This window comes from Streptomyces sp. NPDC034111, assembly GCF_055575375.1.
Genome location: NZ_JBVIST010000018.1, coordinates 82,404 through 98,488, shown reverse-complemented (window position 1 = coordinate 98,488; position 16,085 = coordinate 82,404). Strand labels below are relative to the sequence as shown.

The window sequence follows — 16,085 nt, the reverse complement described above, 5'->3', positions numbered from 1 at the left end:
CAAGTCCGATTCATGGCCAGGTCCCCGGCGATCTTGGGTGATCCGGGCTCTCGACCCGGGAGTTGGAGTGCGTAAGGATGCCGTCGTGGCAGACAGGACGACACCTGACGAGGAGCTCATGCGAGCCCTCTATGACGAGCACGCGGGCCCGCTCCTCGCCTTCGTCCTGCGACTGGTGGCGGGCGACCGGCACCGCGCGGAGGACGTGGTGCAGGAGACGCTGGTGCGCGCCTGGCGCAACGCCGAGCAGTTGCAGCGCGCCACCGGCTCGATCCGCCCCTGGCTGGTGACGGTCGCCCGGCGGATCGTGATCGACGGGCACCGCAGCCGCAAGGCCAGACCCCAAGAGGTCGATGCGACACCTCTGGAGACCATGCCCGCCGCCGATGTGATCGACCGGGCGCTGCGCATGATGACGATCTCCGAGGCGCTGAGCGATCTGAGCCAGGCCCACCGAGAGGCCCTCGTCGAGACGTACTTCAAGGAGCGTACGGTCAACGAGGCAGCGGAGGTGCTGCGCGTGCCGGCCGGAACCGTGCGGTCCCGGGTGTTCTACGCGCTGCGCTCCCTGAAGCTCTCGCTCGAGGAACGAGGAGTGACGGAGTGAACCCGCCCACGCAGCCGGACCGGCACACCGACGTCGGCGCCTATGCGCTGGGCGTCCTGGACGCCGCCGGCGCGGAACGGTTCGAGGCGCATCTGGCCGGCTGTGACTGGTGCGCGGCCGAGCTGGAGCAGCTGATGGGCCTGCACCCGGTGCTGGCCGAGTTCAAGGAATCCGCGCCCACCCCCGACACCATCGGCGCCGTTCCCGGGCCCGGCCTGCTGGACGGGCTGCTCGACGAGGTCGCCGCCACCCGCCGCGGCCGCGCCAGGCGCAGGCTGTTCCTGGTCGCCGCCGCCGTCGTACTGATCGTCGGCGGACCGCTCGCCGCCGTCTCCGTCAAGGGGGGAGCGGACCCGTCGCCCGAGCCGGTGCAGCCGCTCGCGAGCGCCGTCCGCGCCCAGTACGCCGAGGGCGAGAAGGTCAGCTCCGTCGACCCGGACACCAAGGTCTCGGCCGGAGTCTCCATGGCGCCCCGCCCCTGGGGCACCCAGGTCGTCCTCGAACTCGCCAACGTCAAGGGGCCGCTCAGCTGCGACCTGGTCGCGGTGGGCAAGGACGGCCGGCGGCAGACCGTCACCACCTGGGCGGTCCCCAAGGGCGGCTACGGCATCCCCGGCAGCGCGGCGAAGTGGAACCGCGAGCCCCTGTACGCGGCGGGCGGCGCGGCCCTCGACCGCGCCGACATCGACCACTTCGAGATCAACACACTGGAGGGCCGGCGACTGGCCACCGTGAAGGCCTGAGGCGCCCGAAGTACAGGCCTGAATCAACATCCGACCGATTCCGCCCGAATTTGTCCCTATCACCAGGTGCGCGCGGTGCCTGGTTCGCGTACGGTTGACGGCTGCCCTACGCACAGCAGAAGGGGGCCTGGGTGGCCGCGCACAATGCCACGCACGCACCGGACCACGCTTCGGATTCCGTTCGCGACCGCGAGATCGAGACCGAGCAGACGCATCTGGACCGCGTCTACCGGCGCCTCGAGGAGAAGATCCACGAGGCCGAGTTCCTGATGGACGACGCCGCCAAGCGCGGCCAGGTCGGCACGCCCGGTGCGCTCGCCGAGCGGGACGCCCAGGTCTTCCAGGCCGGTGTCCACCTCCACCGGCTCAATTCCGAGTACGAGGACTTCCTCTTCGGACGGATCGACCTGCTCCTCGGCAAGGACGGCAAGAAGGGCCCGGACGGCGCGTACACCTCCGTCGAGCCCGCCGAGGGCGCGATCGAGAACAACCGCGCCGCGATCGCCGAGACGCTGCACATCGGCCGCCTCGGCGTCCTCGACGCGGACTACTCCCCGCTGGTCATCGACTGGCGGGCGCCGGCCGCCGCGCCCTTCTACCGCGCCACCCCGGTCGCGCCCGGCCGGGTCGTGCGCCGGCGCGTGATCCGGTCCAAGGGCCGCAAGGTCCTCGGCGTCGAGGACGATCTGATGCGCCCGGAGATCACCGCGACGCTGAACGGCGAGGAGCTGCCGGCGATCGGTGACGGCGCGCTGATGGCGGCGCTCGGCCGGGCCCGCAGCCACACGATGCGGGACATCGTCGCCTCCATCCAGGCCGAGCAGGACATGGTGATCCGCGCCCCCGCCGCCTCCGTCACCGAGGTCGAGGGCGGCCCCGGCACCGGCAAGACCGCGGTCGCCCTGCACCGCGCCGCCTACCTCCTCTACCAGGACCGTCGCCGCTACGCGGGCGGCATCCTGATCGTCTCCCCGACCCCGCTGCTGGTCGCCTACACCGAGGGCGTACTGCCCTCGCTCGGCGAGGAGGGCCAGGTCGCCATCCGGGCGCTCGGCTCGCTGGTGGACGGCGCCGAGGCCACCGCCTACGACCCGCCGGCGGTCGCCCGGGTCAAGGGCTCCTCGCGCATGCAGAAGCTGCTGCGCAAGGCGGCCCGTGGGGCGCTGGAGCTGGCGGCGCCGGGGGCGGAGCCGGCGCACGACGCCGCGCCGGCGGCCGGCCAGGACGCCCAGCTGTCCCTGGACGGCCTCTTCGCGGCGGCCGGCGACGACACCGGCCGGGACGCGGCCCCCAACGGCGGCCGCAGACGCGCCAGAGCCCCGCTCCCCAAGAGCCCGACCACCCGCCTGCGGGTCGTCGCGTTCGGCGGCCGGATCGAACTGGACGCCGACGAACTGCGCGCCATCCGGCAGTCCGCGCTCGGCGGCACCGCCCCCGTCAACCTGCTGCGCCCGCGCGCCCGCCGGCTGATCCTGGACGCCCTGTGGACCAAGTCGGGCGCCGGCCGCCGCTACACGGACCCCGAGCTCGCCGCCGAGGCCCGTGAGGGCTTCGACGAGGACATCACCACCGAGCCCGACTTCCAGGAGTTCCTGGACGCCTGGTGGCCCGAGCTGACCCCGCGCAGGGTGCTGGCCGCCATGGCCGACGAGCGCCTGCTCGGCCGCTGGGCGCGCCGCCTCCTCAACCCGCGCGAGGTACGCCAACTGGCCCGCTCCCTCCAGCGGTTGGACCGCACCGGGCACGGGCCGCTGTCGGTGCACGACATCGCGCTGCTGGACGAGCTGCACATGGTCCTGGGCGCCCCGATGCGCCCGGCCCGCCCCCGCGAGGCCGACCCGCTCGACCACCTGACCGGCCTGGAGGAGCTGACGACCTACGCGGACCGCAACGGCGGCGGCCGCGGCCGGCGCGAACGGCTGGAGGAGGAGCGCACCGACTACGCCCATGTCATCGTCGACGAGGCACAGGACCTGACGCCGATGCAGTGGCGGATGGTCGGCCGCCGCGGCCGGCACGCCACCTGGACCGTCGTCGGCGACCCGGCGCAGTCCTCGTGGTCCGACCCGGACGAGGCCGCCCTCGCCCGTGACGAGGCGCTCGGCACCCGCCCGCGCCGCCGCTTCACCCTGACCGTGAACTACCGCAACCCCGCGGAGATCGCCGAGCTGGCCGCCAAGGTCCTGGCGCTGGCGATGCCCGGGATGCAGTCGCCCAAGGCGGTCCGCTCGACGGGCCTGGAGCCGCGCTTCGCCCTCGCCGAGGACGGCGCGGCCCCGGTCGGCGACGCGGCGCTGGAGAAGGCCACCGTGGCGGAGGCCGAGCGGCTGCTGGGCGAGGTGGACGGCACGGTCGGCGTCGTGGTGGCCATGAACCGCCGCGAGCAGGCCCGCCGTTGGCTGGCCCCTCTGGGGGACCGGGTGGTGGCGCTGGGCTCCCTGGAGGCCAAGGGGCTGGAGTACGACGCCACGCTGGTGGTCTCGCCGGCCGAGATCGCCGACGAGTCCCCGGCCGGTCTGCGGGTGCTCTACGTGGCGCTGACCCGCGCCACCCAGCAGCTGACCGTGCTCTCCGCCGGACGCGACGAGCCGGACCCGGAAGGGGTGCCGGACCTGCTGCGGGACTGAGTGCCGGGGCCCCGTGCCGGGAGCGGGCGCCGGGCGTGCGCGCCGGGGCCCGCACCTCCCGGGCCGACGTCCGTCCGAGGGGCCTGAAATACGCCCCCGCGACGGGATTCTCTTCCGGGGAGGGTTTGTTAGCCTTGGTGACGGCACCGGCTCGATCCAAGCCCCCGGGCCCAACCATCGTCGCTACGAGCGACCACTTGCCGCGAGGCGAGCATGGCGGGTCGGTGTCGTAAACCATGCGAGAGGCCCACGTCACCACATGACGTGGGCCTCTCGCTTTGGCCGACCACGTCTCGTATGGTGGAATCCGTTTTCCGCAATCGGCGCCCGCTGGTGAACACAACGTTCGCAATCCACGGCGGCTACCGCGTACTCAGGGGTAGGTGCGACGATCGGACGGCACAACTTAGCGACACGGTGAAAGCAGAGGAAGTCGGCCATGGCAACGGCGCCCAGCGTCTCCTACTCGATGACGGTCCGGCTGGAGGTGCCCGCGAGTGGAACCGCGGTATCCCAGCTCACGACGGCCGTCGAGTCCCACGGAGGCTCGGTGACCGGCCTCGACGTCACCGCGTCCGGACACGAAAAGCTCCGCATCGACGTCACCATCGCGGCCACCTCGACCGCGCACGCCGACGAGATCGTCCAGCAGCTGCGCGGCATCCAGGGCGTCACGCTCGGCAAGGTCTCCGACCGTACGTTCCTGATGCACCTCGGCGGCAAGATCGAGATGTCGTCGAAACACCCCATCCGCAACCGTGACGACCTCTCGATGGTCTACACGCCCGGCGTCGCCCGGGTCTGCCAGGCCATCGCCGACAACCCCGAGGACGCCCGCCGCCTCACCATCAAGCGCAACAGCGTCGCAGTCGTCACCGACGGCTCCGCGGTGCTCGGCCTGGGCAACATCGGCCCCAAGGCCGCGCTGCCCGTGATGGAGGGCAAGGCGGCCCTCTTCAAGCGCTTCGCCGGTATCGACGCCTGGCCGATCTGCCTGGACACCCAGGACAGCGACGCGATCGTGGAGATCGTCAAGGCCATCGCCCCGGGCTTCGCCGGTATCAACCTCGAGGACATCTCCGCCCCCCGCTGTTTCGAGATCGAGGCCCGGCTGCGCGAGGCCCTGGACATCCCGGTCTTCCACGACGACCAGCACGGCACCGCCATCGTCGTCCTCGCCGCCCTCACCAACGCCCTGCGGGTCGTCGGCAAGAAGATCGAGGACGTCCGGGTCGTGATGTCCGGCGCCGGCGCCGCCGGTACCGCCATCCTCAAGCTTCTGATCGCCGCCGGCGTCCGGCACGCGGTCGTCGCCGACATCCACGGTGTGGTGCACGCCGGCCGCAGCGACCTGGTCGACGCGGACCCGGACTCGGCGCTGCGCTGGATCGCCGACAACACCAACCCCGAGGGCGTCACCGGCACCCTCAAGGAGGCCGTGGTCGACGCGGACGTCTTCATCGGCGTCTCCGCGCCCAACGTCCTGGACGGCGACGACGTCGCGAAGATGGCCGCCGGCGCGATCGTGTTCGCCCTGGCCAACCCCGACCCGGAGGTCGACCCGGCCATCGCCCGGCAGACCGCCGCCGTCGTGGCCACCGGCCGCTCCGACTTCCCGAACCAGATCAACAACGTCCTGGTGTTCCCCGGTGTCTTCCGCGGCCTTCTGGACGCCCACTCCCGTACGGTGAACACCGAGATGATGCTGGCTGCGGCCCGCGCCCTCGCCGACGTCGTCCTGGAGGACGAGGTCAACCCGAACTACATCATTCCCAGCGTCTTCAACGAGAAGGTCGCGGGCGCGGTGGCCGGTGCCGTCCGCGAGGCGGCCAAGGCCAGCGATGCGGCTGTGATGACCGCCACGGCGCTCTGAGTACGGCGCGTCGCGGGACACGCCGTCATTGAGGCCCCCATAGGGTGGCGGACAGTAAGCGACCGCCGCCCTGTGGGGCCGGCCCGGAGCGGGAATGGCACGGAGCGTCACCACACGCACAGCAGTGGCGCTTTTCGTGTGACCCTCCTGGGTGCCGGATTGGCTTTACCGCCGCAGGTAGGGGCAGGATGCGTAATCGGGCGCGAGGGTCTGGCACCAGACCCGGGTCCGGGGACTGTCCGAGGACCCTGGCAGCATCGGCTTCGATCTCACGCCTCATTGGCAAGAAGAACACGGGAGTACAGACATGAACCGCAGTGAGCTGGTGGCCGCTCTGGCCGATCGCGCCGAGGTGACCCGCAAGGACGCCGACGCCGTTCTGGCCGCCCTCGCCGAGGTGACCGGCGAGGTCGTCGCCAAGGGCGACGAGAAGGTCACCATCCCCGGCTTCCTGACCTTCGAGCGCACCCACCGTGCCGCTCGCACCGCGCGCAACCCGCAGACCGGCGACCCGATCCAGATCCCGGCCGGCTACAGCGTGAAGGTCTCCGCGGGCTCCAAGCTCAAGGAAGCCGCCAAGGGTAAGTAAGACCCTCCGTACGGCCTGAGAAGGCGGTCACCCCTCCCAGGGGTGGCCGCCTTTTCGCGTACCACGGCGCCCCGGGGACGCCCCAGGCCCCTTCCGGGCCCGGCAAGGGCCGCCAGGGCCGTACGGGCCGTCAGAACGGCGTACAGGCCCGCCACGGCGGCGGTGGCGCGGTGGCACGCGTGGCCCGTTCCGCCCCACAACGGCGAGCGCCCCACAGCCCGCCCCGGAGGGGGACTGTGGGGCGCTCGGTCCGTCACGTCGTCAACCGGGCCCGCCTCGGGCCTCAGTTGCTCAGTGCCCCGTTCGGCAGCTCCACCCGGGCGCCGAGTTCCACCAGCTTCTCCATGAAGTTCTCGTAGCCGCGGTTGATCAGGTCGATCCCGTGCACCCGGGAGGTGCCCTGGGCCGCCAGGGCCGCGATCAGGTACGAGAAGCCGCCGCGCAGGTCGGGGATGACCAGGTCGGCGCCCTGAAGCTTGGTCGGTCCCGAGACGACCGCGGAGTGCAGGAAGTTGCGCTGGCCGAAGCGGCAGGCGGAGCCGCCCAGGCACTCGCGGTAGAGCTGGATGTGCGCGCCCATCTGGTTGAGCGCGGAGGTGAAGCCGAGCCGGGACTCGTAGACCGTCTCGTGGACGATGGACAGCCCGGAGGCCTGGGTCAGGGCCACCACCAGGGGCTGCTGCCAGTCGGTCTGGAAACCGGGGTGCACATCGGTCTCCAGCGCGATCGCGTTGAGCGAGCCGCCCGGGTGCCAGAAGCGGATGCCCTCGTCGCCGATCTCGAAGGCGCCGCCGACCTTCCGGAACGTGTTCAGGAAGGTCATCATCGACCGCTGGTGAGCCCCGCGGACGAAGATGTTGCCCTCGGTGGCCAGCGCCGCGGACGCCCAGGAGGCCGCCTCCAGGCGGTCCGGGAGCGCGCGGTGGGTGTAGCCGTCGAGTTTGTCGACACCGGTGATCCGGATCGTCCGGTCGGTGTCCATGGAGATGATCGCGCCCATCTTCTGCAGGACGCAGATCAGGTCCTCGATCTCCGGCTCCACGGCGGCGTTCGACAGCTCGGTCACGCCCTCGGCCAGTACGGCCGTCAGCAGCACCTGCTCGGTCGAGCCGACCGACGGGTACGGCAGCCGGATCTTGGTGCCGCGCAGCCGGTGCGGGGCCTCCAGGTACTGCCCGTCGGCGCGCTTCTCGATCTTCGCGCCGAACTGGCGCAGCACGTCGAAGTGGAAGTCCACCGGCCGGCCGCCGATGTCGCAGCCGCCCAGGCCCGGGATGAAGGCGTGGCCGAGGCGGTGCAGCAGCGGGCCGCAGAACAGGATCGGGATCCGCGAGGAGCCGGCGTGCGCGTCGATGTCCGCGACGTTGGCGCTCTCCACGTGGGAGGGGTCGAGGACCAGCTCGCCGGGCTCGTCGCCGGGCCGGACCGTGACGCCGTGCAGTTGCAGCAGTCCGCGCACCACGCGTACGTCGCGGATGTCGGGCACGTTGCGCAGGCGGCTGGGGCCGCTGCCGAGCAGGGCGGCGACCATGGCCTTGGGCACAAGGTTCTTCGCACCGCGAACCCGGATCTCGCCCTCCAGCGGGGTGCCGCCGTGGACAAGCAGTACGTCGTCAGTAGAGACGGTCATGGATCTCGCGTTCCTGGAGACGGGCAGGGGCCAAGCAGAAATGGTAAGGGCGGCCGAGGGGGTGTCCGTAGGCCCGTGCAGCCTCTGAGCATGTAATGGCTTTGTCACAACACACTCGGCTACGATCCGCCTTTGATCTGTAATCGCCTTATGGCTGAAACGCCCCTGAATGTCTTGAATGCACGGTCCGGTGTCGCGTACCGGACGGTGTCTCCGGATGTGTGCGCCGGGGGCTGCCGCCGTACGCCCTGCCCTGCTCTCGCAAGGGTCCGGGCGTTGACTCCCCGCTCCGGGCAGAAGTGCGGGATCATGTGGCCATGACCGAGGTGTCCTCGCTCACAGGCCGGCTGCTAGTCGCGACCCCCGCGCTCGCCGATCCGAACTTCGACCGCGCGGTGGTGCTGCTCCTCGACCATGACGAGGAGGGCTCCCTCGGCGTGGTCCTCAACCGCCCCACGCCGGTCGGCGTCGCGGACATCCTCGCGCCCTGGGCCGCGCTGGCCGGCGAGCCGGGAGTGGTCTTCCAGGGCGGTCCGGTCTCGCTGGACTCGGCGCTCGGGGTGGCCGTGGTGCCCGGCGGTCCCTCCGGTGAGGACAGCATTCCGTCCGTGGACGGCAGTACCCGGGCCGGGGACGGCGGTGCGGAGACGGCCGGCATACCGGCCGCGGACCGCGCGGATGTCCGTTCGGGTGACGAGCCGCTGGGCTGGCGCCGGGTCTACGGGGCGATCGGCCTGGTCGATCTGGAGGCCCCTCCGGAGCTCCTCTCCGCGGTCCTCGGCAGTCTGCGGATCTTCGCCGGCTACGCGGGCTGGGGGCCGGGCCAGCTGGAGGACGAGCTGGTCGAGGGCGCCTGGTACGTCGTCGAGTCCGAGCCCGGCGACGTCTCCTCGCCCGATCCCGAGCAGCTGTGGCGCGCGGTGCTGCGGCGGCAGCGCAACGAGCTGGCGATGGTGGCGACGTATCCGGACGACCCGTCGCTGAACTGAGGCCGTCCTGGGGGTCGTCCTGGGGCCGCGGTGAGGCCGCCCCGAAGGCGCCCGGATTTTGTTGAGCGCTGGATTATTGTGACGGCTTCGTCATGGGGAAATGTCAGTCCCCGTCGCTATGGTTCGAGATGACAGGGGACGGTGCGCGGTCGCGTCGGCGGGGCCGCGCCGGACAGCGGGGGAGAGTGCCATGCACAGGCCGAGTGTGCCCGGGGATCTGGACCACCCGGAGCGGGTGTGGGCCCGCGCCGCGACGCTCGCGGTGGTCGCGGCCGCCATGGACGACGGGGACGAATTCTCCTGGGGCAAGCACGGACTGGAGTGCTGGAACGGCGGCGGCAGCTACTGGTGGCGGCTGAAGCTGTTCGAGGGCGGCCGGGCGCTGCTGTGCGGCCAGGACTCGGACGGCAGTTACACCCACGACGGCGACCGGCAGATCGACTTCCTGGCCGGCGGCCCCGAGTGGCTGCCCTGGGAGCAGCTGCGCGACGACGCCAAGGGCAATCTCTTCGGGTTCGTCTACTGGTGGCAGGACGGCGCCTGGGCCCGAGCCCCGTACCCCGAGAAGCTGCCGGACGACGGCCTGGAGATGGCGATGAGCTGGGCCGCTCCCGGTGACGAGGCGGTCGAGCGGATCGCCGAGGACCTCGTGGCCCGTACGGAGACCGAGCTCGACGCCGCGGAGACGGTGCGCGCCTTCCTCGGCACGGCCGAGGCCCGCACGGTCGGTGCGCAGGAGATAGCCGCGCTGCTGGACGCGGTCTGCGACAAGGACTCCTGGTACGAGGTCCGCCCGGACGCCGCCCTGGCCTTCGCCGCGAAGCTGGGCCTGACGGCCGGCGCACGGGACGGAGCGACGGTGGCTTCCTAGCCGGGGGAGTGGGGCGCGGGGCCGGCGCTGTGCGCTGCGCCCTGGGTAGCCGCCGGCGTGGCGTCGGCGGGGCGTGCGCTCCACCTGGCAGCGGGCCGACGCTCCCGGGTTGCCGCGGGCGTGAGTACCCTTGGCATTTATGAGCACTCTTGAGCCCGAGCGCGGGGCAGGTACGGGGACCCTCGTAGAGCCGACACCGCAGGTGTCGCACGGCGACGGCGACCACGAGCGCTTCGCCCACTACGTCCAGAAGGACAAGATCATGGCGAGCGCGCTCGACGGTACCCCCGTCGTGGCGCTGTGCGGCAAGGTCTGGGTCCCGGGCCGCGACCCGAAGAAGTACCCGGTCTGCCCCATGTGCAAGGAGATCTTCGAGTCCATGGGCGCCGGTGGCGACAAGGACAAGGGCGGCAAGGACGGCGGCAAGAAGTAACCGCCGCGGAACCGGCACGCCCACAGCGGAACAGCAGCAGCCGCACGACGTCATGACGTAGCCGCGTCAGCCGTCGTGCGGTCGCCGTGCCCCGCCGTGGCCACGGGCCCGGGTCCCTCGCGGACCGGGGCCCTTCGTCGTATCGCGAACCGCCACTCCCCGCACGGCAGTTGTGCCGGCCGCCGTTCCTCCCGCCCGTTTCGCGCCGCTTCCCGCAGGACGCACCTCACCGGGCGGAAACCATGGCAGCATCGCCCGTGACCGACCACCCCGTACGGGTCTTCTCCGTACGCGTACAGCGCCGGCCGGCCAACGGGCCCGGCGGTGCGGTGAAGGACTGACGGCATGCCGGACACGGACCCCCACCCGGGACAGGAAGCCGGCCTGATCCCGGCGCCGCTGAGCATCGACGGGCCCCGCCGCGGCACGGTCCGCCTCGGCGAGGACACCACGCTGTCTGCCGGGCCCGGTACCGAGGACACCGCCCACTGGCTGCGCGCCACCCTCGGCGCGGCCTTCGGCCTCCCCCTGCCGCCCGGCCCCGCCGAGGCCCCCGACGCCCTCACGCTCACCCTCGACCCGGCCCTCCCCGCGGAGGACTACCGCCTGGAGGCCGACCGCCGTTGGGGCGTACGGATCACCGGCGGCAGCCCGGCCGGCGTCTTCTGGGGAGCGCAGACCCTGCGTCAGCTCCTCGGCCCGCGCGCCTTCCGCCGGGCCCCGCTCGCCCCGGGGCGCCCCGTCCTCCTGCCGGAGCAGACCATCGAGGACGGCCCCCGCTTCTCCTGGCGCGGCATGCTGCTCGACGTCGCACGGCACTTCCTGCCCAAGGACGGCGTGCTGCGCTACCTCGACCTGCTCGCCGCCCACAAGCTCAACGTCCTGCACCTCCACCTCACAGACGACCAGGGCTGGCGCATCGAGATCCGGCGCCATCCGAAGCTGACCGGGACCGGCGGCTGGCGTGCGCGCACCAAGCTCGGACACCGCGCCTCCCCCCTGTGGGACGAGCGCCCGCACGGCGGCTACTACACCCACGACGACATCCGCGAGATCGTCGCCTACGCCGCCCGGCGGCACATCACCGTCGTCCCCGAGATCGACATCCCCGGGCACTCCCAGGCCGCCATCGCCGCCTACCCCGAACTCGGCAACACCGACGTCATCGACACCACCTCCCTGAACGTCTGGGACACCTGGGGCGTCAACCCCAACGTACTGGCGCCCACCGACACCACCCTCCGGTTCTACGAGCAGGTGCTCGAAGAGGTCCTCGACCTCTTCCCCTCGCCGTTCGTGCACATCGGCGGCGATGAGTGCCCCAAGGACCAGTGGCGCGCGTCCCCCGCCGCGCAGGCCCGGATCGCCGCACTGTCGCTGGCCGGCGAGGACGAGTTGCAGAGCTGGTTCATCCGGCACTTCGACCGCTGGCTCGCCGACCGCGGCCGGCGTCTGATCGGCTGGGACGAGATCCTGGAGGGCGGCCTGGCCGAAGGAGCCGCGGTCTCCTCCTGGCGCGGCTACGCGGGCGGTATCGCCGCCGCGAAATCCGGCCATGACGTCGTCATGTGCCCCGAACAGCAGGTCTATCTGGACCACCGTCAGCACGCCTCCCCGGACGAACCGGTGCCCATCGGCTTCGTACGGACCCTGGAGGACGTCTACCGCTTCGAGCCGGTGCCGCCGGAGCTGACCGACGAGCAGGCCGCGCACATCCTGGGCACCCAGGCCAACGTCTGGACCGAGGCCATCGACAGCCCGGCGCGCCTCGACTACCAGGTCTTCCCCCGGCTGGCCGCGTTCGCCGAGGTCGCCTGGTCGCGGCTGCCGGCCCCGTCCGCCCGCGACTACCAGGACTTCGCCCGGCGGATGGCCGTCCACTACGCCCGCCTCGACGCCCTCGGGGTCGACTACCGCCCGCCCGACGGTCCCCGCCCGTGGCAGAAACGCCCCGGGGTGCTCGGACGCCCGATCGACGGGGCGCCCCCAAACGTGTGAGCCCCCGCCCAAGGAGGGCGCCCGCCCGGCCGGACCCTGGGACGGTGGTGCCGTACGGCGACCCCCGCTCCGCCGTACTGCTGTACGGGGCGTGGCCGTACCCAAGGGGGCGCCCTGCCGACGGGCCACCGCCGCACTGCGCAAACCCGCAGTGGAGGACGAAACGGGACCAACACCCTGTCCGGGGACGGAGTGTCGCTTCGTGGCCCCTCGCGCCGAGGGTCCGGGAAGATGTGCCAGAGTTGCCACGTCCGGGCTGTGAGCACGTACCGTACGGCGGAGCGGAACTGCCGGGACACCGGGGAAGGGGCAGCTGGCTTGACCACGCACGCACCGCACGCGTCGCACACGGTGACGTTGCCGGCCTCGCTCGACGAGGCGGTGGCGGCGCTCACCGCCATGCCCGCCGCCGTGCCCGTCGCGGGCGGCACGGATCTCATGGCGGCGGTCAACGCCGGACTCCTCAGACCCGCGGCCCTGGTGGGCCTCGGCCGGATCAGCGAGATCCGCGGCTGGCAATACCTGGACGGCCATGCGCTGCTCGGCGCCGGCCTGACCCTCGCCCGTATGGGACGCCCCGACTTCGCCGCCCTCATCCCGGGACTTGCCGCCGCCGCCCGCGCGGCCGGTCCGCCGCAGGTCCGCAACGCCGGCACCCTCGGCGGCAACATCGTGACCTCCGCCCCTACGGGCGACACCCTGCCGGTGCTCGCCGCCCTGGAAGCCACGGTGATCATCGCCGGCCCCGGAGGCGCCCGGCGCGAAATCCCCGTCAGCCACCTCCTGGCGGGCCGCGAGATGCTGCACCCCGGCGAACTCGTCGGCTACGTACGGGTGCCGCTGCTGCACGCCCCGCAGGCCTTCCTCAAGGCCACCGGACGCACCGGCCCCGGCCGCGCCACCGCCTCGGTGGCGCTCGTACTGGACCCCGCCAGACGCGGGGTGCGCTGCGCGGTCGGCGCGGTCGCCGCCATGCCGCTGCGCCCCCTGGAGGCCGAGCAGTGGGTGGCCTCGCTGATCGACTGGGACGGCGAACGCGGCCTGGTTCCCGAGGCGCTGACGGCCTTCGGTGACTATGTCGCGGCCGCCTGCATCCCGGACCCGGCGCCGCCGGAGGACGGCTCGGAACCGGCAACCCTGCCGCCGGCCGCACTGCACCTGCGCCGTACGGTGGCAGCCCTGGCCCGCCGCGCACTTGGGAGGGCGCTTTCGTGAGCGAGCACAGCGTGGGGGTCCCCCCGGCCGAAGTCCGGGGGAGGACCATGTGGAGGTGCGCGCCTCGCGCATGCGAGGCCGAGCGAAGTGAGGGCTCGGCATGAGCGACGCAGACAACCGCCATCCGCAGCACCGGTACCCCGACCAGGGCTGGCAGCCGCTGCCGCAGGGCGGCGAGTACGAGTCGGAGGCGACGGCCTTCGTGCAGCTCCCGGAGGGCTTCACCACCGGGGTCTACGGCGGCCGGACGCCCGGCTACACCCCGGGCGCCGACCCGCTCGCCGCACCCGGCCACGGCTACACCCCGCCGGCCTCCTTCACCCCGCACGCCGCCCCGCCGCCGGTCCCCGGCGCGGGCGCCGACCCGGCGGCCACCGGTCAGTGGACGATGCCGTTCGCCGACCCCTCGGCCGGATACGCCGACCCCTCCGCGGGCCACCCGGCCCAGGCGGGCGCCCCGGCTCACCACGAGCCGTCCGCGGCCTACCAGGGCGGCGCGCCCGAAGCGGCCCGCCCCTGGGGCGGCGACGCGGTGGACTGGCCCGTCGCGGGCAGCCCGGAGGCGGGCGGCACCGGCACCTGGTCGATCCCGGCGGCGGCCGACGACGGCCTGGAGGAGTCCGGCGAGTACCTGGTCGGCGACGAACGCCTGACGGGGCATACGGGACTTACCGGCGGCCATGCGGGCCTCCCCGGCCATTCAGGCCACCCGGGCCATCCAGGACACCCCGGCTATTCGGGGCATCCGGGGGCGGCAGGCCCTGAGGGCGCCGCCGCGTACCACGGAGGCGGTTACCCGGGCGCCGGCGCCTACGACGAAGCGCCGGGCACGGCGGACACCGGCGAGGCCGCCCGGACCGGCCACTGGAACTTCACCGCCGGGCTGAGCGCCACGAACGGTGCACAGGCGCCCTCCACGGAGGCGCAGGGGCCCGCGCAGGGCGGGGCGGGGCACAACCCGTTCGGCGGCCCTGCGGATGGCTCCTACGCCCAGCAGGGCGGTCTGCGGGGCGGCGCCACGGAGGCGGCTCCGCACCACGGCGCCGAGCCGGGCGCCCAACCGGCCCGCGACGGCGGTCTGTCGGGCGGTGACGGCCACGGCGCCGCCGACCCGTACGGCACGGGCGCGGGCGGCCCGGACGTCATGGGCGGCGGTGCGACCGGACACTGGTCGCTGCCGGCCGATGCGCTGGCCCAGTGGCCGCCGGCGGCCGGAACGGCACCGTCGCCGCACGACGGCGCTGCGGTGGCCGACCGGCATGACGGGGCGGCCGAGGTGCCCGCCCCGGCGGGTGCGGGTGGCTGGACGAGCCCGGGAGTCGAGGGCGAACAGCTGGCGGATTCCGCCGAGTTCGACAATTCGGGTCATTCTGCGGATTCCACTGGTTCCGCTGATTTCGCCAAGTCTGTCGGTTCCGGCGATTCTGTCGATTCTGCCGATTCCGGTGATTTCGGCGAGGCTGCCGGGTCCGAGGGTTTCGCCGAGTCTGCCGATTCCGCCGGCCCGGCTGAGCCCCGGGGCCCTGCCGAGCCCCACGGCTCCGCCGAGTCCGCCGAGTCCACCGAGTCCGCCGATGTTGTTGGGCCCGACAGGTCCGGCGAATCCGGTACATCCGAAGTATCCGATGAATCCGGCGAGTTCGGTGAGTCCGGCGCGGCGACCGGCCTCGACGGGCAGGCGGTCGGCACCGGAAACGCTGACGGTACGGACGGCACTCACGGCACCGAGGACGCCGAGGGGGTCGGGCGAGCAGAGGGAGCCGGGAGCGCCGCTGCCCCGGCCGAGCCGTCGACGGACTCGGGAGCCGGGGAAGAGCCCGCCCCCGCCGTGGACCTCGACGCGCACGACGAACACCCCGCCGCCTCCTACGTCCTGCGCGTCAACGGCATCGACCGGCCGGTCACCGATGCCTGGATCGGCGAATCGCTGCTCTACGTCCTGCGCGAGCGCCTCGGTCTGGCCGGCGCCAAGGACGGCTGCTCCCAGGGGGAGTGCGGGGCCTGTTCCGTCCAGGTGGACGGGCGGCTCGTCGCGTCCTGTCTGGTGCCCGCGGCCACCACGGCGGGCAGTGAGGTCCGTACGGTCGAGGGGCTGGCGCAGGACGGCGTGCCCTCCGATGTGCAGCGGGCGCTCGCGGAGTCCGGTGCGGTGCAGTGCGGCTTCTGCGTACCGGGCATGGCGATGACCGTGCACGACCTCCTGGAGGGCAACCACGCCCCCAGCGAGCTGGAGACCCGTAAGGCGCTGTGCGGCAACCTCTGCCGCTGCTCCGGCTACCGGGGCGTGCTGGAGGCCGTCGAGGAGGTCGTCAAGGCCCGTGCGGAGGCCGCGGAGGCGGCCTACGCCCCGGACGCGCCGGAAGACCCGGACGGGGCGGCACCGGCGGACACCGCCCGTATTCCCCACCAGGCAGGCCCTGCTGACCCCATGGGCCACGCCCCGCACGATCAGGATCCGCACACGGGAGGCTCCGCATGAGCGAGCGCAGCGAGCAAATCAAGAGGTGCGC

Annotated in this window: 12 protein-coding genes; 11 read left to right on the top strand and 1 reads right to left on the bottom strand. The window is 72.8% G+C overall.

Annotation, left to right across the window (positions count from 1 at the left end; all coding sequences use genetic code 11):
- The first annotated feature begins 67 nt into the window (after positions 1-67).
- From ACZ55A_RS29950 to ACZ55A_RS29930, 5 genes are all read left to right on the top strand, one after another.
- Positions 68-607: a sigma-70 family RNA polymerase sigma factor gene (locus ACZ55A_RS29950; protein WP_468846497.1), complete on the top strand. Its 540-nt coding sequence runs from the start codon at positions 68-70 to the stop codon at positions 605-607.
- Entirely contained in the window at positions 604-1,350 is a 747-nt protein-coding gene (locus ACZ55A_RS29945) for an anti-sigma factor family protein (protein ID WP_468846494.1), read from the top strand. The genes ACZ55A_RS29950 and ACZ55A_RS29945 overlap by 4 nt, the downstream gene beginning before the upstream one ends.
- Before the next feature lie 131 nt (positions 1,351-1,481).
- Positions 1,482-3,977, top strand: a complete 2,496-nt coding sequence (locus tag ACZ55A_RS29940) for a HelD family protein (RefSeq protein WP_468846492.1) — start codon at positions 1,482-1,484, stop codon at positions 3,975-3,977.
- Positions 3,978-4,416: 439 nt separating this feature from the next.
- Positions 4,417-5,850: an NAD-dependent malic enzyme gene (locus ACZ55A_RS29935; protein WP_468846489.1), complete on the top strand. Its 1,434-nt coding sequence runs from the start codon at positions 4,417-4,419 to the stop codon at positions 5,848-5,850.
- Between the two features lie 307 nt (positions 5,851-6,157).
- Positions 6,158-6,439, top strand: coding sequence for an HU family DNA-binding protein (locus tag ACZ55A_RS29930; protein ID WP_006605312.1), 282 nt, complete (start codon positions 6,158-6,160; stop codon positions 6,437-6,439).
- 283 nt (positions 6,440-6,722) lie between these two features.
- Here the strand turns inward: ACZ55A_RS29930 and murA are convergent, their stop codons facing one another.
- Entirely contained in the window at positions 6,723-8,069 is a 1,347-nt protein-coding gene (gene murA / locus ACZ55A_RS29925; protein WP_468846486.1) for a UDP-N-acetylglucosamine 1-carboxyvinyltransferase, read from the bottom strand.
- Positions 8,070-8,386: 317 nt separating this feature from the next.
- Between murA and ACZ55A_RS29920 the strand changes: the two genes are divergently transcribed.
- From ACZ55A_RS29920 to ACZ55A_RS29895, 6 genes are all read left to right on the top strand, one after another.
- Positions 8,387-9,058 carry a YqgE/AlgH family protein gene (locus tag ACZ55A_RS29920; protein ID WP_468846483.1) on the top strand — a complete coding sequence of 224 codons (672 nt, stop codon included), beginning with the start codon at positions 8,387-8,389 and terminating at the stop codon, positions 9,056-9,058.
- A 190-nt stretch (positions 9,059-9,248) separates the two neighbouring features.
- Positions 9,249-9,929 (top strand): hypothetical protein, encoded by a 681-nt coding sequence (locus ACZ55A_RS29915; RefSeq protein WP_468846480.1) that lies wholly within the window; start codon positions 9,249-9,251, stop codon positions 9,927-9,929.
- Between the two features lie 139 nt (positions 9,930-10,068).
- Positions 10,069-10,362 carry a DUF3039 domain-containing protein gene (locus tag ACZ55A_RS29910; protein WP_026169910.1) on the top strand — a complete coding sequence of 98 codons (294 nt, stop codon included), beginning with the start codon at positions 10,069-10,071 and terminating at the stop codon, positions 10,360-10,362.
- Positions 10,363-10,707: 345 nt separating this feature from the next.
- Positions 10,708-12,360 carry a beta-N-acetylhexosaminidase gene (locus tag ACZ55A_RS29905; RefSeq protein ID WP_468846468.1) on the top strand — a complete coding sequence of 551 codons (1,653 nt, stop codon included), beginning with the start codon at positions 10,708-10,710 and terminating at the stop codon, positions 12,358-12,360.
- Positions 12,361-12,678: 318 nt separating this feature from the next.
- Positions 12,679-13,575, top strand: coding sequence for an FAD binding domain-containing protein (locus tag ACZ55A_RS29900; RefSeq protein WP_468846464.1), 897 nt, complete (start codon positions 12,679-12,681; stop codon positions 13,573-13,575).
- Between the two features lie 100 nt (positions 13,576-13,675).
- Positions 13,676-16,054, top strand: coding sequence for a 2Fe-2S iron-sulfur cluster-binding protein (locus ACZ55A_RS29895; protein ID WP_468846462.1), 2,379 nt, complete (start codon positions 13,676-13,678; stop codon positions 16,052-16,054).
- Positions 16,055-16,085: the final 31 nt, after the last annotated feature.

What these genes read in the sequence shown, in the direction of transcription:
- ACZ55A_RS29910 (WP_026169910.1), top strand. Translation starts at nt 10,069, where the DNA reads ATGAGCACTCTTGAGCCCGAGCGCGGGGCAGGTACGGGGACCCTCGTA.
- ACZ55A_RS29920 (WP_468846483.1), top strand. Translation starts at nt 8,387, where the DNA reads ATGACCGAGGTGTCCTCGCTCACAGGCCGGCTGCTAGTCGCGACCCCC.
- ACZ55A_RS29895 (WP_468846462.1), top strand. Translation starts at nt 13,676, where the DNA reads ATGAGCGACGCAGACAACCGCCATCCGCAGCACCGGTACCCCGACCAG.
- ACZ55A_RS29935 (WP_468846489.1), top strand. Translation starts at nt 4,417, where the DNA reads ATGGCAACGGCGCCCAGCGTCTCCTACTCGATGACGGTCCGGCTGGAG.
- murA (WP_468846486.1), bottom strand. Translation starts at nt 8,069, where the DNA reads ATGACCGTCTCTACTGACGACGTACTGCTTGTCCACGGCGGCACCCCG.
- ACZ55A_RS29930 (WP_006605312.1), top strand. Translation starts at nt 6,158, where the DNA reads ATGAACCGCAGTGAGCTGGTGGCCGCTCTGGCCGATCGCGCCGAGGTG.
- ACZ55A_RS29905 (WP_468846468.1), top strand. Translation starts at nt 10,708, where the DNA reads ATGCCGGACACGGACCCCCACCCGGGACAGGAAGCCGGCCTGATCCCG.
- ACZ55A_RS29915 (WP_468846480.1), top strand. Translation starts at nt 9,249, where the DNA reads ATGCACAGGCCGAGTGTGCCCGGGGATCTGGACCACCCGGAGCGGGTG.